This is a genomic window from Mucilaginibacter terrae (assembly GCF_031951985.1).
Classification (GTDB): Bacteria; Bacteroidota; Bacteroidia; order Sphingobacteriales; family Sphingobacteriaceae; genus Mucilaginibacter; species Mucilaginibacter terrae_A.
Window position 1 is genome coordinate 3815847 of sequence record NZ_JAVLVU010000001.1, and the last position, 17231, is coordinate 3833077.

At 43.6% G+C, this 17231-nt stretch carries 17 protein-coding genes; 6 read left to right on the forward strand and 11 right to left on the reverse strand.

Annotated elements, in window-relative coordinates; all coding sequences use genetic code 11:
- From QE417_RS16290 to tilS, 6 genes are all read right to left on the reverse strand, one after another.
- On the reverse strand, positions 1–621 hold the full coding sequence (locus QE417_RS16290; RefSeq protein ID WP_311951527.1) for a 1-acyl-sn-glycerol-3-phosphate acyltransferase: 621 nt from the start codon (positions 619–621) through the stop codon (positions 1–3).
- Positions 622–788: 167 nt separating this feature from the next.
- Entirely contained in the window at positions 789–1412 is a 624-nt protein-coding gene (locus tag QE417_RS16295) for a lysophospholipid acyltransferase family protein (protein ID WP_311951528.1), read from the reverse strand.
- Entirely contained in the window at positions 1409–2227 is an 819-nt protein-coding gene (locus tag QE417_RS16300; protein ID WP_311951529.1) for an alpha/beta fold hydrolase, read from the reverse strand. Before QE417_RS16300 ends, QE417_RS16295 begins: the two co-directional genes overlap by 4 nt.
- Before the next feature lie 189 nt (positions 2228–2416).
- Complete coding sequence (gene crtD, locus QE417_RS16305; protein WP_311951530.1) at positions 2417–3889, reverse strand: 1-hydroxycarotenoid 3,4-desaturase CrtD; 1473 nt, start codon at positions 3887–3889, stop codon at positions 2417–2419.
- A gap of 15 nt (positions 3890–3904) precedes the next feature.
- Positions 3905–4390, reverse strand: coding sequence for a hypothetical protein (locus tag QE417_RS16310; RefSeq protein WP_311951531.1), 486 nt, complete (start codon positions 4388–4390; stop codon positions 3905–3907).
- Between the two features lie 6 nt (positions 4391–4396).
- A complete protein-coding gene (gene tilS, locus QE417_RS16315) occupies positions 4397–5725 on the reverse strand; it encodes a tRNA lysidine(34) synthetase TilS (RefSeq protein WP_311954678.1) in 1329 nt (442 codons plus the stop codon).
- Positions 5726–5775: 50 nt separating this feature from the next.
- Between tilS and QE417_RS16320 the strand changes: the two genes are divergently transcribed.
- Positions 5776–8148, forward strand: a complete 2373-nt coding sequence (locus QE417_RS16320) for an OstA-like protein (RefSeq protein WP_311951532.1) — start codon at positions 5776–5778, stop codon at positions 8146–8148.
- A gap of 361 nt (positions 8149–8509) precedes the next feature.
- Here QE417_RS16320 and QE417_RS16325 read toward each other — a convergent pair whose 3' ends face one another.
- From QE417_RS16325 to QE417_RS16335, 3 genes are all read right to left on the reverse strand, one after another.
- Positions 8510–9124, reverse strand: coding sequence for an acyltransferase (locus QE417_RS16325; protein ID WP_311951533.1), 615 nt, complete (start codon positions 9122–9124; stop codon positions 8510–8512).
- Between the two features lie 199 nt (positions 9125–9323).
- Positions 9324–10493, reverse strand: a complete 1170-nt coding sequence (locus QE417_RS16330) for a glycosyltransferase family 2 protein (RefSeq protein ID WP_311951534.1) — start codon at positions 10491–10493, stop codon at positions 9324–9326.
- A gap of 3 nt (positions 10494–10496) precedes the next feature.
- Positions 10497–11420 (reverse strand): glycosyltransferase family 2 protein, encoded by a 924-nt coding sequence (locus QE417_RS16335; RefSeq protein ID WP_311951535.1) that lies wholly within the window; start codon positions 11418–11420, stop codon positions 10497–10499.
- Positions 11421–11477: 57 nt separating this feature from the next.
- On the opposite strand from QE417_RS16335, the gene QE417_RS16340 reads away from it, so the two are divergent.
- The 4 genes from QE417_RS16340 to QE417_RS16355 are packed head-to-tail and all read left to right on the forward strand — an operon-like array spanning position 11478 to position 14014.
- Positions 11478–12023 carry a hypothetical protein gene (locus QE417_RS16340; RefSeq protein ID WP_311951536.1) on the forward strand — a complete coding sequence of 182 codons (546 nt, stop codon included), beginning with the start codon at positions 11478–11480 and terminating at the stop codon, positions 12021–12023.
- Between the two features lies 1 nt (position 12024).
- Positions 12025–13164, forward strand: a complete 1140-nt coding sequence (locus QE417_RS16345; protein ID WP_311951537.1) for a fused response regulator/phosphatase — start codon at positions 12025–12027, stop codon at positions 13162–13164.
- Positions 13157–13495, forward strand: a complete 339-nt coding sequence (locus QE417_RS16350; protein ID WP_311951538.1) for an STAS domain-containing protein — start codon at positions 13157–13159, stop codon at positions 13493–13495. Before QE417_RS16345 ends, QE417_RS16350 begins: the two co-directional genes overlap by 8 nt.
- A gap of 6 nt (positions 13496–13501) precedes the next feature.
- Positions 13502–14014 (forward strand): ATP-binding protein, encoded by a 513-nt coding sequence (locus tag QE417_RS16355; protein ID WP_311951539.1) that lies wholly within the window; start codon positions 13502–13504, stop codon positions 14012–14014.
- Here QE417_RS16355 and QE417_RS16360 read toward each other — a convergent pair.
- Complete coding sequence (locus QE417_RS16360) at positions 14006–14884, reverse strand: beta-1,6-N-acetylglucosaminyltransferase (protein ID WP_311951540.1); 879 nt, start codon at positions 14882–14884, stop codon at positions 14006–14008. The two genes, QE417_RS16355 and QE417_RS16360, sit on opposite strands and share 9 nt — an antisense overlap.
- A gap of 56 nt (positions 14885–14940) precedes the next feature.
- Positions 14941–16290: an oligosaccharide flippase family protein gene (locus QE417_RS16365; protein ID WP_311951541.1), complete on the reverse strand. Its 1350-nt coding sequence runs from the start codon at positions 16288–16290 to the stop codon at positions 14941–14943.
- Between the two features lie 76 nt (positions 16291–16366).
- On the opposite strand from QE417_RS16365, the gene QE417_RS16370 reads away from it, so the two are divergent.
- Complete coding sequence (locus QE417_RS16370) at positions 16367–17158, forward strand: glycosyltransferase (RefSeq protein WP_311951542.1); 792 nt, start codon at positions 16367–16369, stop codon at positions 17156–17158.
- Positions 17159–17231 lie beyond the last annotated feature (73 nt).

The window sequence follows — 17231 nt, forward strand, 5'->3', positions numbered from 1 at the left end:
TTATATTACAATTTGTGTTTGCTGTGCTTTTGCCGATCGATAATGTTGTTGAAATGCCTGCTTCAATTCGTCAAGATTATTTATATCCTCAACGTAATTTTGAACATAAACGTTTACCGTTGGTTTTTTGTGCTCAAAATTTTCAATAAAAGTGTTGGCAAATACATACTGGAATTTGCCTGCCGCCTGCTTGATGATTTTTGTCAGTCCGCCTTCAAAATGAATATCGTTGGTAAAATTAGAATACAATTTAGCCTGCGGAAATACGAGCACCAGATTTTGCGGATTGTTTAACAACTCGGCCGTAAAGTTCAACGATTCGATCATCGACCGTGAATTTTTAAGCACCGAGTAAGCACCGAGGTATTTTAGGAAGAACACCTTTTTTACGGTGTCTTCGAGCACCATGACATGGAATTTTTTTTGGAACAGCAGGTTATTGAGCCAGTACAGCAAAAAACCATCCCACCAGCTGAAATGATTAGCCAGCAATAAAATCGATTTGCCGGCATCAACTTCGATAGTATTAAAATTAAACGCCCTGAAGTTTTTGCCAATAATATACCCAATGTAGCGGTGAAAGAAACCGCTGATGAGTTTGTTATTTTTGGGGTAGATCATGGTAGGGGCAAGATAAGGAAAATAGTGGTTTATCTGTCCAGCGCTGTCATCTTGAACGATAGTGAGAGAACTTTTTGAGTTGATAAGCTAATCGCTTTGAAAAGATTTCTCGTTCTTCGAAATGACATATTTTATTATACTTGCTCCCCCTTCAGGGGGCTGGGGGGTTAATGCTCCACATTAACCTGATTAGCCAAAGCCTGTTTATGAAAGCCGTTAATGTTTTCTACCAACTCATTAAATGGTACTTCGCCAGCCACACCGCAATCAAACAAGTGAATAAACGCCGATGGTTTGAGGCTTTCGAAATAATCAATTAATACGCACGAGTACACAATTTGGCAAGGGCCTTTAATGTGTTTAATAAGGCGTTCGATACCTTTTTCGATGGATATGCTGGTGGCATGATTGGATACCAGTTCGCCCTGTGGGAAAACCACTACTAAGTTTTCGGGCGTGTTTAATAAATCGGCCGCGTAGTGTAATGATTTGAGCATTTCGCGGGTACCTTTCTCAATCGAAAATCCGCCGAAGAGGTTGAACAACATCCGCTTTTCAAGATGGTCGTGCTGCATCATTATGTACAGCTTGCGGTTGAGATGGTAGTAAGCCAGGTAATTACCAAAAAAGCCATCCCACCAGCTAAAATGATTGCAAAGCAAAAGTACCGAATGCCCCGGCTTAGGCTCAAACGGCAAAACCACCACGCGGTTAAAGGCCTTACGCATACGGTAACGCATGTACACAGCAAACCAGTTGCTGAATAAGTTTACACGCCGGGCAGGTATCATAAATTGTAATTTACCATATAATCATCTAACTGAGCAGTAACCAGCCAATGGCCTAAAGGTACCTCATGTACCACCGGGTTAGTTAACTTTTGTATAAAACCCGCTGCCGAGCTTTTAGGGAACAGCATATCATGCTTACCAAATATCAGGTGGCATTTAATGTTATGTGCATTAATTTGGCTTGTTACCTTAACCACATCGGGCTGTAACTGTTTGATGAGGTTGAGGGTGTAATACACATCCTGCCGTTTTTGCGGCGTATCCATTTCGCTGTAAGCAATCTTGTAAAGGCTTTCGTCAATAAATCTTATACGGCGCAAGCCTTTTAACACACCCGGAGCCAGCCAGTTGCTTTTGGTTACAGTTTTAAACATCAGCTTACCGGCAGCATGGTGCATTAAAAAGTTAAAGCCTTTATATACCGATAATCCATCGGGTGCCATGAGTATCACTTCTTCAATAAACTCCGGAAACTCTTCAACCAAAACCAGCGCCAGGTTGGCACCAATGGAGTAAGCCATTAAGCTGATGCGTTGGCGGCCATGTGCTTTAAACCATTCTTCGAGGTAAGCGCGCATCATGGCTTTGGGCATACCGGCCAGTATTTGCTGCTCGGTCCAGTTTTCTATTTTAGTTTGGCCATGAAAAAAGTGGTCGAAACTATAAACCCGGTACTGGGTAAGGATGGATTTTTGAAGTACCTCAAATTGCCTGCCCGTCATGCCATAGCCATGAAAAGCCAGCATAGGCTTTGCGCCTGCGCCATATTCATGATAATAAACCTGTCCTAAACCGGGTAGATGTAAAAACGCCATAAACAGGCAATATTAATTATTATTTCGGAGTTGTTTATTATTTCGAATGTTCAATTTCGAATTTTATACAGCTTGTATCATTGTGTCATTGCGAGCGATAGCGTGGCAATCTCCTCATGCAAAGTTGTTCAGCTTTTCGACGGAGATTGCTTCGTACCTCGCAATGACATGTAGTGTAGAAATTCGAAATCAATCCACCCATTCACTCACGATCCTACCCGATAGCAACGCCAGCGGAATACCGCCGCCAGGGTGAACACTGCCTCCGCAGAAGTAGAGGTTTTTTATTTTGGATGAACGGTTGGCGTGGCGCAAAAACGCCGCAAACTGGCTATTTGAGCTGGTGCCGTATAAGGAGCCTTGGTATGATGAGGTACGGCTTTCGATACTGCGCGGGTCGAGAATGCTTTCGGATTCAATGAGTGGGGTAATATTTTCGCCCAATTGCGCCGATAGTTTTTTGATGATGTTTTGACGGGCTTCTTTTATCAGCTCATCCCAATTTTGGCCGGTATTGGCCGGTACATTAATCATCGTAAACCAGTTTTCGTGGCCTGCTGGAGCATCCGTTTGTTGGTGTTTTGAGCTGATGTTAAGGTAAACGGTAGGGTCTTGGTGAATGCTTTTTTGTTTCCAAATGGCATTAAACTCGGCCTCGTAATCGGCACTGAAAAAGATGTTATGCAAATCCAACTGGTCGAACTGCTTTTTAATTCCCCAGTAAAATATCAGTGCCGAACTGCTGCGTTCCTGATTCAGTATTTTTTCGGGGAATAGCTGCGGGTGTTTGTTAAGCAACTTACGGTAGGTAAACCAAACATCCATGTTCGAGACCACTACATCGGCACCAATAAAATCATCATTAACTTTAATACCTGATGCTTTTTTTCCGGCAAGTACAATTTCATCAATAGGGAAATTATAATGAAACTGCACGCCTGATTCTTCGGCCAGTTTAACCAAGCTGCTGATAATGCTGTACATGCCACCCTTTGGAAAGTAGGCACCAAAGTGCTGCTCCAAATGCGGAATTACATTCAGCGTAGCCGGAGCCTGGTATGGGTTCGAGCCATTGTAAGTAGCATACCGGTCGTAAAACTGCACCAGCCGCTTGTCTTTAAAAAAGCTTTGATTGGCCGCGTTCATAGTGCGAAAGGCATCTATCTGGAAAAGCCTGAGTATTGATTTTAGCGTTTTACTGCTGAGGTAAGTTTGCAGCCGGTGTAATGATTGCTCTAAGAAAACGTGATTGGTAATATCGTAAATACGTGCGCTGTTGCGGTTGTATTGATTGATGGCTTCGGCAGTTTCGCCTGTTTGTAGTTTTATTTCCGCAGCAAATTTATCTGGGTCGGCATAGGCTTTAAGTCGGCTGCCATCGGGATAAAAGTAATTACAAACTACATCGAGCTTTTGGTAGGTAAAATAATCTTTAGGGTTTTTACCGGCCAGTTTAAAAAGTTCATCCACATATTGCGGCATGGTAAACAGGCTGGGGCCGGCATCAAAGCGGTAGCCTTGCTGTTCAAATTCCGATAGCTTGCCGCCCGGGTAGCTGTTGGCTTCAAAAACCTGTACATGGTAACCCTTTACCGCCAGGCGAATAGCCGTGGCAATACCGGCAATACCTGCGCCTATAATAAGTGCTTGGGGTTGTGGCATGGCGCAAGGGGCTATTTAGTTGGCCATTTCGGCCTGTATGGCACGCAAAAAATCGTTGCTGTGTAACGAGCCAATGATGTAAACAAGGCCGTCGCGGTCGGTAAGGTGAATGGCCTCGCTGCCTGCGGTGTAGAAGCGTATGGTGCCTTTGCTGTGCAGGTTATATACCGGGTTATTCACCAGGTAGCGGCTATAGCTGCCTTTTTCGGCTTTTACAATGCTGTTGAGGTCTATTTTAACCAGCTTGGTGGTCCACAGCCCGCTAAGTAATATACTTTTATTTTGAACGCGGATGGTAAAGTGCACCACAAAACCCAGGATAATAGAGATGATAACGATACCAAAACCTACTACAAGCAGCAAATCGGCATTGCGCTCGTTAGCATCGGTAAAAAAGAAAATGGCGAAACACAACATGGCCAGCACCAGCCGTATGGTAACCGGAATCCACTCGCGGCCAAGGTATTGCTTTTCAATATAAACCGGTTTCGTATCAGTCATGGGCTATTATAATAATTCGAAGATAGCAACTTTTTTAGTTTGAGGAGTTAATTTATAGCGGTCGTCCAGCCGGTAGCCCGCTATCCATATCATATCGCCGTTGCCATTCACTAAAACCGGTATGCGTGATTTTTGATGGAGTGGTACTTTCCGGCTTACAAAAAAGTCGCTCAACTTTTTACGCCCTTGCATACCCAGCGGTATAAAATAATCGCCCTCCTGCCAACTCCTGATGGTAAGCGGGTAAACCAATGTATCGGCATCGGTAACGGTGATGTATTTATTGTCGGGTATGTCGGTTAAACCATTAAGGTAAGTAATCTTTAAAGTTTGGCCATTGTAAACAGCCTGTTCATCATCTTGATAAATAGATACCGATGCATTCTCGTTACCCAATTGCGGGGCAAGTATCAGCTTATCCCTATCCAGAATGAGCATATGCGTAGCCGATTCAAATATCCGTCCGCTATGTTTGTCGAGTGATGCAATGAGGTCGACTATTGTTGTATCGTTAAATCCATAATCTTTTAATAACGCCGATAAAAGTAGTTTTTGAGGATGCAGTTGCTTAACGCCTTCAATAGATATATGCACTTCGTTACCATATTCAACCCAAAGTTGCTGTTTAACTAATGCTACCTGTTGTTCGAGCAGCTGTTCCAGTTCCCTGAAATGGCTGAGGTTCCGTTCAAAAGTTTGCTCCAGGTTAGGATTTAACTCTTTAAGCTTTGGGATAACCTCGTGCCTGAGTTTGTTGCGGGCATACTTGGTAGATGCGTTGGAGCTGTCCTCACGGTAAGCTAATTGGTTTTGGCTAATCAGCGTCTGAATTTCTTCCCGCGTTAAAAATAGTAATGGCCTTACCCACTGGTTGTTTTTGGGTAAAATGCCATGCAAGCCGGCAATTCCGGTACCGCGTGTAAGGTTTAACAATATAGTTTCAATTGCATCGTTTTGGTGGTGTGCCAGCGCAACGGCAGCGTAATTATGCGCTTGTTGCAATTGCTCAAACCACTGGTAACGGAGCTCGCGGGCGGCCATTTGTATAGATAGCTTTTGCTCGCGGGCGTAGGCCGAAGTATCAAAATTGATGGTATGAAATTCAACGCCCGTATCATGAGCCAGTTGGCGGCAAAACTGCTGATCAGCATTGGCATCGGAACCTCGCAGCTGAAAATTGCAATGGGCAATGGCAAACGGGTAACCGGCAGCTTTTAATAAATGCACCATCAGTACCGAATCCATACCGCCGCTTACGGCAGCAAGCACCGGAACACCAGTTTTAAAGAGCTGGTTTTGTTGTATAAAATCTTTAAAACGTTCCACCGGCAGCATTGCCAAAATTATTAATTTAATAAGCGCATCCAAACAGCTAATTTTACAGCGTGAGAAAATATCTCTTTACATACATCCTGTTAATCGTGGCGGTGGCTGCAATGGCCCAGCGTAAGCCTAAAACAACTATTGTTAAAATTTTAAGTTCAACCAGTTCGGTGGGTGTTAAAATAAATGGTGAGGATGTGCTCAAAGTTTACAAAGGGGTATTTCAGCAGGAAAGCACAACACTGCGCTCAGACAGTGCCTACTTTTATCAGAAGCGAAACTCATTTGATGCATTTGGCAACGTAAATATAAACCAGGGCGATACGCTGAACGTGTATGGCGATAAGCTGTATTATAATGGCAATACCCACGTAGCCCTTGTTACCGACAATGTGCGTATGGTTGACCGCGACGCCACCCTTACCACCAATTATTTAACCTACAATACGGCCACCAAAATTGGTACTTACACCGGTGGGGGTAAGCTGGTTAATAAAGATAACACCCTGGTAAGCCAAAATGGGTACTATTTTTCGGGTTCGCGCGATGCCTATTTCAGGTACAATGTAGTTTTAACTACTGTTGACGCAATTATAAAAACGGATACCCTGCGCTATAACTCAGGTACTCGTATATCATACTTTTACGGTCCCACGCACATTTATGGTAAAGATAAAGACACGCTTTATACAGAAAAGGGCGAGTACCACACCATTACCGAGCAGGCTTTTTTTAGCAAGAACAATCAATACACCCAAACCTCAAAATCATTAAAAGGAGATAGCCTGTTTTACGACCGCCTTAAAGGATATGGCCGTGCAGTAAGGAATGTTACTTTTAATGATAATGAGCAAAAGGTAACCATTAAGGGGCACCTGGGCACTTATTACCGTGCCGAAGACCGCGCCGTGGTAACGCAAAACCCTTACGTAATTATGGTGACGGAGGATAAAGACACCACCAAAGCCGATACCGTTATTGACGCTGCACCCATAATTGCGAAGAAGGATAAAACTGCCGTAGCTAAAAAAACGCCACCTGTTGTAAAAGGTAAGCCGGCTACTAATAAAGCCACCGACGAGACCACCGCAGTAACTGATTCTACAACGGTTAAGCCCGCACCCAAAATTAAACGCGATACCATATACTGGGGAGCCGATACCCTCGAAACCCGTATTGTAACTTACAAAGTGCTGCGCGAATTGCAGGAAAAAATGCGACAGGCCGGAATAAAAGACACATCACTTAAAGACAAGTCGCAAACCGTCAAGAAAATACCGTTAAAGCTATCTACCACTAAAAATTTGATAGCCATGCCACCGGCGGGTATTAAAATGGATACCAGCTTTTTTAAATCAGAGTACTTTGGCAAACCTAAAAAAACGGTAGTTGATAGTGCTAAATTGAAAAAGGCTTTGGCCGACTCGCTGCCTAAAAAGGCAAAAATGATTAAAGATATCAGCGCTAAAAAGCTAACAACTACTCCAAAGGTTGTAAAGCTTGATTCGGTTTACCTGCAGCGTAAGTTCGATTTAAAAGATACCGCGCGCATACGTATTTTAACGGCTCATCATAACTCAAAAATTTTCAAGTCGGATCTGCAGGCCAAAGCCGATTCGATGTTTTACAGTTATGCCGACTCTACCATGCGCATGTTCGTAGCCCCTATACTTTGGACGCAGGGTTCGCAAATTTCGGGAGATACGATATACTTTCAGCTTAAGAACAAAAAGCTGGATAATATGGATGTATGGCCCTCGGCGCTTACCGTAAATATTGAGGGTACAGATTCTACGTATTTTAACCAGGTGGCCGGTAAAAAAATACGGGGTTACTTTGTGAGCAATAAGCTGCAGCGCATGTTTGTAGATGGTAATGCCGAAACCATTTACTTTAACCGCGACAGCACCAAAAAAGTAACCGAAATGATGCGCTCGGTAAGTAGCCGCATACGCGTGAATTTTAAAGATAACAAAGCCGAAAACGTTACCCTGTACACCAAGGTTGGTCAGGATATTTACCCGGTTGATAAAACAAAGGATGATGATAAAATATTAAAAGGCTTTTTATGGAAACCCAAAGAACGCCCGGCAAATAAGGAAGCTATTACGTCGCCGGTAAGAGTAAAGAAGATCACACCTGCTAAGAAGCCTGCAACAAAGGCACCGCCCGGAAAAGGCAAGGTAACCCCTGCAATCGGCAAGAAAACCGCCCCTGCCGATTCATCCCAAGGCAAGCCGCTTAAACCCGACTCGGCAGCCCTGAATGGCAGGCCCATGCGCCCCGATTCAGCGGGAAGCGAATCGGTAGCTGATACAGTAATTAAAGCTAAAACCGCACCTGCCAAACCATTGGTTCCACCAGCCGACAGTACCAAAAGGAAATTGGTAAGAGATACCACAGCAGCAATAAAAAAGCCCAAAGAACAAGAGTAAGCAAAGAAAATATCCCGTAGGGCAATGTTCATTAAGTTAAGAAAGAAGACGCCTGTGAGGACACAGGCATCGGCTAACCCGCCGTGGTCTGTGTCCTCACAGACCACTTTACTGATATCATATCTTGCATAAATAGAAACTATCTATCCTTAACTTAATGACATTGCCTCGTTAGAGGCTACCCATCAAATTTCAAGGGTAGCCTCTAACGAGGCATAAATTCATTTACAATGGTTGCTATAAATAGGTAGCTCCTACGGAGCATAATTGCCTAAGGTGAAACACTTGCACTCAAACCCTCGCTCCCCGCCCCTAAGATCTCCGCTCCTCATCTTGGCTCTTGATTCCTGACTCTCTCCCCTCAAACTCTCACCCAATCCTGCTTCTCAAAATCATACTGCTTGATTATTTTGGCCGGGTTACCCGCCACAACCGAAAACGGCGGAACATTTTTAGTCACCACCGCATTGGCTGCAACCACACTATGCTTACCAATGGTAACGCCCGAGGTAATTACCGAATTGGCGGCTATCCAGCAATCATCCTCAATAACAATAGGATTGGTTAATATTTTCTGGGCCTGAATAGACATGGTAACATCGCGGTACTCATGGTTTAGTGCGCTTACCACAATGTTTTGCGCCATAATTACATTGTTGCCAATATTAACCGGGCCAATAATTACATTGCTCATACCCACCAAACTATTATCACCAATAATTACATCGCCCACGCCATTATTAATGGTGCAAAAATCTTCAATGGTTGAGCCTTTGCCCATTTCAAACTTGTTGAACGGCAACACATCAATCCGCGTACGACGACGAATTTTAGAGCCACTACCTTTTTTATGTAAAAACGGATTCAAAAACCACTTTACCCAAAGCCGTGGTGCTGCTTCACCTTTGGGTATGAGCATACGGTGCACCAGCTTTTTAAGCCCGGGGTTATCCTTTATTTTATCTTTAAGCGACATACGCTAAATGTTTAATCTTTTCTTTAATCCCCCTCTTGAGAGGGGCGGGGGGCCTATGCATTGGCAGGGGTGTGTTCTCGCCGCTATGTAAACTCAACAACCGGACTAAAGGACACACCCCTAACCCCTCTCAAGAGGGGAAATCAAGTCGGCATCAAAAGCCCTTCCGCCTCAGGCGGAGAGGGTTTGGGCTGGGGGGTTACTTTCGCTTACTTTTCTCCCACGCTGCGCTTTGCGTACCCGCCATATACCTGAATATACCCCTGATCACCGCATAATTCATCATACAAAAGTAATAGGGGATGAACAAGGCTTTAACTTTAATCTCGCGCCGCTCCAACAACCATCCGGCTAATGAGGCACCGTAAAACGCTACCTGACCTAAAAGTAATAATTGGTATATAATACCTCCGCCTGCGGCCACAATGGCGGCGTTCAATATCAATGATAATATCATTAAAAATGGCACCACCGTCCACCGTAAAACACGGTGGCTAATGTATTGAAACGATAACAGCGGCTGTCGGAACGGGTTAAGCAAACTCTTTAACCAAACAATAGACTGTATACCACCCGCGGCAATACGTATCTTACGTTTTAGCTCTTCCTTTACATCGGCCGATGAAGTTTCCGTAGCATAAGCTTCAGGTTCGTATAACACACGGTATCCCTCTTCGGCCACCAATAACGAAATCATGAAATCATCCAAAATAGCATTGGGCGATACTGGTCGGTATAATGAAGTACGTATACTGAACAACTCACCAGCTGCACCAACCACGGTATGCAGCTCTGCATCCCAGGTCTTTAGTTTTGATTCATATTTCCAGTAGAAACCTTCGCCAGCAGTGGCATCGGCAGTGGCATCAATGTGTATACGTTTTTCGCCGGCAATGGCACCTACTTTAGAGTTGGCGTAGTGGCGGCAAATTTTTAGCAGGGCATCGGGGTTTAAATAGGTATTGGCATCGGTGAACACCACCACATCGGTGGTAATGGTATCCATAGCACGATGTATGGCCGCAATTTTACCCCTGCGCTCGGGCGAGTGCATTAGCCGTATTTGCGGGTACGTAGCTATCAGCTCGGGCGTGCGGTCGCTCGATCCATCGGTAATAAAAACCAGGTCGAGTTTATCGGCAGGGTATTGCAGTTCGAGGGTGTTTTTTATTTTTTCGATGATAAACCCTTCCTCGTTATAAGCTGCAATTACTAAGCTACAGGTAGGCAAATCGGCATCGGCAACTACGGGGGCTACCGGCTTTCCGCGTAAAGCGCGTTTTATTTTAATAATGATAAACAGCAAAATGCCGTACCCAAAAAAGGCATAAAAAACTATAAACAAGCTGAGCCAAAGTGCAATTTCCATAATTTAGTTTAGCTTATAGCCCAAATTGGTACTGTTTTTTGCGTTTGTAAAGTTCCACCATATAGCTTTTAGTAAAAGAGCCGTAAACCCTTTATACTCGCTGCCTTTGTGGTTATAATTAATAATGTTGCGGGGGGTAACCAGCACAATAAAGTAAACGTAAAATATCATGATGGCTAAAGCCGATGGCGCATTACGACGGATGAACAAAATTCGGTTACGGTTCATAAAGTACTCCTTTAAGCCGCTAACGCGCCCTACCGAAACTGATTCTTTGTGATAAATAAGCGTTTTAGGCTCTACCCAAATTTGGTAACCGGCACGTCTAATATGGTCGTTCCAGTCCATTTCTTCATAATATAAAAAAAAGTTTTCGGCCATTAAGCCTCCTTTTTCAATGGCTTCGCGGCGCACCATCATGGCGGCACCGTGTATGTAGCCGGTAGGGCCGGTATAGTTATCATACTGGCCTTTATCTTCCTCAAACTGCCCAATAGTGCTGTTACGCATAAAGTAGTAGTTCATGGGCGTGTAGCCTGCATATTGCAATAGGGTGGGCTGGTCAAAGTATCTTATTTTGGGCGATACCATACCCACCTTGGGGTTCTCGTCCATTATTTTTACCAACCCGGCCACCAGACCTTCGGTAAACTCGGTATCGTTGTTCACAAAAAACAAATAGTCGCCTTTAGCTGCTTTTACACCTAAATTGTTGCCACCGGCAAAACCCAGGTTAACATCCGAACGTATAAAGGTAATATCGGGGTATTGCGTTGTCCATGCAGGTACGGGATTATCTTTGCTGGCATTATCAACCACAATAATTTCAATGTTTTGATAAGTATTGGTTGCAGCTACCGAGGCCAGTAATTGTTCGGTAATGTAACTTTGATTATAATTGACCGTAATGATGGAAACCAATTTCATTAATGTAGTTTACGATTGTTGGGCCGTAAAAGTTTGTGATGAATTTATTACTTTAAATTGAGTAAGCACGAAAATATAAAAAAAGAGGTTGAGCAGTTGCAGCAGGCAGCCGGCAACAACGTAGCTATTGATGCCAAGCTCGATGAGTTATTGGCCCTGCTTGCCCAAAGCGATATTGACAGCGAAAAGGCCAAGCAGGTAAAGCAACGTTTAAATGATGCCCTGCCCAACGCCATTAGTTACCGCAATAACATTGATGCGTTTAAACACATTACCGACAATGGTACTGATGACCGCGCCAACATGCTTGATGAGTTTAGCGTAATGCTGGCCAGCCATGAGGTGGATAGTAAAATGGCTAAAAAATACCTCAGGGGTGAGCGCATAGCTAAAACAGTGTTGGCTATTATAGGTCTGGTTCTCATCATGTTGGGCTTTGCCATGATTATTATGCCTGCACCGCCTTATTTTGAAATGTTCACCATTTTTTACTTTAACCCCAATGACGGGGTTACATTAATGGATGTTATTTCATTACTAATCATTCTTTCGGGTGTATATTTACTGGTAAAATCTATCTACAAAAAACTGAGTACCGATTAATATGGAAAGCTCGTCAAAACATATTTTATTGGTTGATGATAATCCGCTGTTTTTAAAACTGCTGATCAAATCTTTCACGCGGAAGGGATTTTCCTGCAATTCCGCCCATGATGCTATTCAGGCGCTCGAACTTTTAAAGGGGATGGCTCCTGATGTTATTATATCTGACTATGAAATGCCGGTGATGAACGGTCTTGAATTCAGACAGCAGGTTTTGGCCGATGAGCGCCTGCGCGATATACCGTTTATGTTTTTGACAGGGTTTGAGGGCGAGGATGTAATGTACAAGGGTCTTGATTTACAAGCAATAGACTATGTATCTAAAGATACACCCGTTGACGTTATTATAGCCAAAATCAATAACCTGTTGCACACCGTAAGCAAGCAACGAGAACTTTCCGAACTCGAAATTAAGAAAACCGTAGCGGCCCTCAACATTAAGGCCGTGCCCGATAAACTACCCTTAATTGAAGGGTTTAATATCGACTTTTGGCATCGCGATTACCAGGACATTCCGGGTGGCGACTTTATAGATTTTATTGATGCGGCCCAATATCTTTACATCATCCTGGGCGATATTATGGGCAAAAAGTGGAAAGCCTGGTTTTACACTTTTACTTATCTCAGCTACATCAGGGCGGCGGTGCGCTTCGGCATATCGGGCAGTGATCATTCGGCTGCGGGTATAATGCAAAAAATAAACGAGGTTATTTGTGATGATGAAGGCTTGCGCGATATTTTGTCGAGTGTGTCTCTCATCCGCATTCACAAACCGAGCGGCAAATTTACTTACACCGGTGCAGGTGATTTGCCCTTGTTACATTATCGCCCCTTAACCCGGCAGGTGAGCCAAATTACATCATCGGGCTTTTTATTAGGATTGATGGCTAATGGCAGCTACACTGAACAGGAAATTGATTTAGCAGAAGGCGATCAGCTTTTTATTTTTACCGACGGATTAATAGATTTTGCTGCTAATGAAAGCAAAAAGAGCGATTATGCGTTATTTGCTAAAGAGCTGGAGCAGCTTTTAAACAGCGGGCAAACATTTGCAGCCTTAAAAAATCGCTTACAGGACTCCGAAGCAATGGTTGACGACAGCAGCATTATACAAATACATAAACCTACCACCTATGTTTAACATACTTAAAGAAGAACCCGGCCACCTGTTGGTACAATTAACCCTCACGGAGGCCAACCTAAGCCACGCCGATCATTTTAAAGAAGAACTGATAGCCTTGCTAAACCTCAAAAAACGCAACGTATGGCTCAATTTAAGTGAGGTAGCGTATGTTGACAGCTCTTTTTTAGGGGCACTGGTAGCAGGGCTTAAGCATGCCATTGCCATGCAGTGCGATGTGGTGCTTTTGGGTTTGCAAAAAGATATTGAAGATTTATTAAAACTCATTCGCCTTGATAAGGTTTTTAAGATATATAGCAACGAGCAGGAAGCTCAACAAGCTGTACAATAAAAACCAATGACAGCCTCACAGTCGTTTACTTTTGATAACCAGGCGGCTAACATAACTGTTTGTTCGCGGCAAATGCTCGATTATTTAGACGAGCTGCTCACCACGCACGGCCTTTCGCGAGCGGTAAAACTCAGGGCGAAATTCATCATTGCCGAGTTACTCAATAATGCTGTAAAGCATTCGGGTACTCATGAAAGCACCTTAGCAATAGCATTACAAGAAAAGGCACTTTTAATCAGCAAAACCGATGAAGGTAAACCGTTTGATTTAGTAACCGAGATAGAAAAGAAAAATGCCCAGCTTATGGTAAGCTCAGATGCTATGCACCTGCTTTACGCCGTTAAAAAGGAAGATAACCTGGTAAGCTTTTATTGTAAAGAAAACCTCACTTTTGAGTTGGATGTGAACCAACTGGCTGAGCACCTCGGCTTACTCATTATCACTAAGTCGGCCGATGAATTTACGTACCGCTATCATAAACCAGTAAATGTTTTTTGCGCTCAAATTAAATTAGGCTGATATAACTGCCGAATTACCCTCATTATTATCGTCTAACCGGGCATCAATAGCTTGTATAACATCGGCATGATTAGTTAGGTCAAACTTGCGGGCAAATAGCTTGTCGCTGCATAACAAAACGCTCTTATCGGCAATGGTATAAGTTTTCGGACTTGGGTTTCTTTCCGACCAGTCAATACATCTTAAATTATCGTTCACCATTTGCTCCCGGTATTTCGAGTTATATAAAATGGTTTGAAATACGAACTCATCGGGGGCCCAGGTGTGCTCAATAAAGCGTTTAAAGGCTTTATTCTGGTCAATATAATCAACCATGTATTTAATACACTCGGCAGGGGCGGTAAACCATTGCGAGCGGCCAACCGGTGTCATCCGGTTGGGCATGCGGCGTTTGGGCAATAACCGGTTCATGATGCTTTGCAGCAGGTAACGGCCTTTAAAATTATAGTTGGTTAAATGGTACCGCTCAACCCGGCTTAAAGCCTCCTGCCAATTGGTACGCATCAACTCAAACTCCATAAATATTTTACCCGGGTTGGCTTGCAAAAAGTTGTGTACGGTTGCCGGGTTTTGCAAAGGATAATCGCAGCCACTCAAAAGGTTCACCACATCAATGTTAAAGGGCGAAGCCAAAATTTCGCGAAAGCCGTTTAGTGTAGCTTCAACAATGCTGTAAGCACCCCAACCCACCTTAGCGCGTTCTTTAATAAAAAATACGTTGGGCAAGTTTCCAATATGCTCAAAGGGGGCAGCATCTGTTTTTTTGTCCAGGTGAATAAACACCATATCATCGGCGTAAATTAAGCGCCTTACCAGTACTTCTAACTGCTGAGGGTTATTGTGAGCCAGTATGAGGTGCGCAATTCTCATCGAACTTTCAAACGGGTGGTTGATATATCTTACGTACACAATGTATGGAATTAAATTTACAAAATTTGAACTGAACGCTTACGGCTGTGAATTGAATTTAGCCAAATTTTAACCTGCGTATAGCCGGTAGTATACACGCTCCACAAGCTAAACGGACAATATTTATTTAATGCGCGGTAGCCTATAAGCGTACCAATTAATACAGGTACCACGGTAGCAATGGCTATACCATAAATACTGCCTAAAAGTTTTACACCTAACCAATCGAAAGTGATATTAGCCACCAGCATAATCAGTACTTTATAAAAGTTAACTTTTGGCTGATGTATCACATCCAGCGTAAGGGCAAAAAAGCGATCGGCAGGGTAAAGCAGGGCAAACGTTAAAAAAATACGGAACACGTTGGCAGCATCGGTACCCATGTATTTGTGTCCGCCAATGAGGTTAATGGGTAAATCGGCCAGCAGGCAACCGGCAATAATTGCGGGCACCAATACCACGCTTATAGTCCCGGTGTATTTTTTCATAATACCTATTACGGAAATGGGATTGTTTTGGTTGTATGCAGCCGATAATTCGGGCATGGCCGTAGCCGCAAAACTCCGCAAAGGTATTTCGACCAGTTGCATCAAGGTTTGGCCCAAGTTATAAATGGCCACTGCTTGTTTATTGAGCAAAAAGTTGATCACGAAAGTATCTGAAGTGCGAAACAGGTTTGAACTAAGTGTAGTACCCAAACTGAATTTACCAAAGTTGGCCATTTCAACAGTCAGGGTTTGGTTACGATGAGTGATGTTGCGGATGCGTGTCCAGCGCATGAGCAAGGTATAAACGCTGGTAATTAAGTTAGAAGCGGTGTAAGCATATAATACGCCCAATATGGTTACCCCGCTTGTAAAATAGAGCAGTAACACACCTGCCACAAACGTAAGTTGATTAATCAGGCGAACGTACAATAACTGGTCAAAGCGTTGTTCGCCCTGTAAAATGCAGGTGGCCATAAACCAGGGTAGCGATAGCAGGTAGCTCACGCCAAACCATTTGCAAAATAAAACAATGCTGTAATCACTGATGTAAGGCGCGGCAAAATATGCAGGAATGTTGGCGAGTAATAAAATACCGGTAATGAGTAAGGCAATCCACCATGCCGAACCGGCTACCTCAACCTTGCGGCCGGGTGTAGCACCCGCGTAAAACTTGATGAAAGCGGTGGTTAAAAAGCCAGAGCGGAAGGTTTCGACTAAAATTAATATCGACTGAAAAAATACCCAAATACCTGCATCAGTTACTGATAGCGCATGGTAAATGAGCACCATGGTTACGAGCGCCAGGCCCGACATGATCACATTACCCGCCAGCGACAGGAAGTGTTTGTTTTTAATCAGGGTAATAACTTTTAACCACATATCACGTACAATACACTAATCAAAGCAAACAAAGTGCCTGTAACAACAGAACATTATTAGCATATTAGCTTGAATTATGGATGTAAACGTAAAAATCTTTCCAGAAGTTACCTTATTAATAACACATTACAGCCGGAGCCAATCGCTCGAACGTTTGCTCAATACCTTTCGCGAGCAGCAAATTAGCTTTGGCGGCATCGTGGTAAGTGACGATTGCAGCAAGCCCGAGCATCTTGCAAGATTACATAAAATGCAGCCCGAGTATGGTTATAAATTAATAACTACACCCACTAATAAAGGCTTAGGAAACAACATCAATAAAGGTCAGGATGGAGTAACCACACCATATACTTTATACGTACAGGAAGATTTTGAACCGAAGCCCGAATTTGCACAGCACTTTAGAGATGCTTTAGATTATATGGAGGCCGATAAAGGTTTAGATATTGTCCGTTTTTACGCCTACTTTAGCTACCCGTACACCAAGCCATACGGTAAGGGTTTTGTAGAGATGCTGTTTAAACCGCAGCTATGGTTTAATAACCACCTTAAGTTTTATGTTTACAGCGATCATCCGCACCTGCGCCGCACCTCTTTTTTCGAAAAATTTGGCCGTTATGCCGAGGGTGTTAAGGGTGACATTACCGAATATCGCATGGCCAAATCGTTCATCCAAAATAAAGGTCGCGGCTTGTTCTTCGAGAATTTTAACGACCTGTTCTATCAAAAGAACTCGGCCGATGAGCCCAGCACCATGAACAGGGCCGGCTGGCGCGAAAGTAGAAATCCGCTGGCGCTTGCTTTACGTTATGTATACCTGCAGGTGAAGCTGACAAGGTGGACGTATGATGTGTTGTATAAGAAGTAGCTTTTCCCCTCTTGAGAGGGGTAGGGGTGTGTCCTTTCGCAAATAATTATAGTATAGCAAATGTACTAACACA

What these genes read in the sequence shown, in the direction of transcription:
- QE417_RS16290 (WP_311951527.1), bottom strand. Translation starts at nt 621, where the DNA reads ATGATCTACCCCAAAAATAACAAACTCATCAGCGGTTTCTTTCACCGC.
- QE417_RS16345 (WP_311951537.1), top strand. Translation starts at nt 12,025, where the DNA reads ATGGAAAGCTCGTCAAAACATATTTTATTGGTTGATGATAATCCGCTG.
- QE417_RS16355 (WP_311951539.1), top strand. Translation starts at nt 13,502, where the DNA reads ATGACAGCCTCACAGTCGTTTACTTTTGATAACCAGGCGGCTAACATA.
- QE417_RS16365 (WP_311951541.1), bottom strand. Translation starts at nt 16,290, where the DNA reads ATGTGGTTAAAAGTTATTACCCTGATTAAAAACAAACACTTCCTGTCG.
- QE417_RS16370 (WP_311951542.1), top strand. Translation starts at nt 16,367, where the DNA reads ATGGATGTAAACGTAAAAATCTTTCCAGAAGTTACCTTATTAATAACA.
- QE417_RS16330 (WP_311951534.1), bottom strand. Translation starts at nt 10,493, where the DNA reads ATGGAAATTGCACTTTGGCTCAGCTTGTTTATAGTTTTTTATGCCTTT.
- QE417_RS16360 (WP_311951540.1), bottom strand. Translation starts at nt 14,884, where the DNA reads ATGAGAATTGCGCACCTCATACTGGCTCACAATAACCCTCAGCAGTTA.
- QE417_RS16310 (WP_311951531.1), bottom strand. Translation starts at nt 4,390, where the DNA reads ATGACTGATACGAAACCGGTTTATATTGAAAAGCAATACCTTGGCCGC.
- QE417_RS16325 (WP_311951533.1), bottom strand. Translation starts at nt 9,124, where the DNA reads ATGTCGCTTAAAGATAAAATAAAGGATAACCCCGGGCTTAAAAAGCTG.
- crtD (WP_311951530.1), bottom strand. Translation starts at nt 3,889, where the DNA reads ATGCCACAACCCCAAGCACTTATTATAGGCGCAGGTATTGCCGGTATT.
- QE417_RS16335 (WP_311951535.1), bottom strand. Translation starts at nt 11,420, where the DNA reads ATGAAATTGGTTTCCATCATTACGGTCAATTATAATCAAAGTTACATT.
- QE417_RS16300 (WP_311951529.1), bottom strand. Translation starts at nt 2,227, where the DNA reads ATGGCGTTTTTACATCTACCCGGTTTAGGACAGGTTTATTATCATGAA.
- QE417_RS16350 (WP_311951538.1), top strand. Translation starts at nt 13,157, where the DNA reads ATGTTTAACATACTTAAAGAAGAACCCGGCCACCTGTTGGTACAATTA.
- tilS (WP_311954678.1), bottom strand. Translation starts at nt 5,725, where the DNA reads ATGCTGCCGGTGGAACGTTTTAAAGATTTTATACAACAAAACCAGCTC.
- QE417_RS16295 (WP_311951528.1), bottom strand. Translation starts at nt 1,412, where the DNA reads ATGATACCTGCCCGGCGTGTAAACTTATTCAGCAACTGGTTTGCTGTG.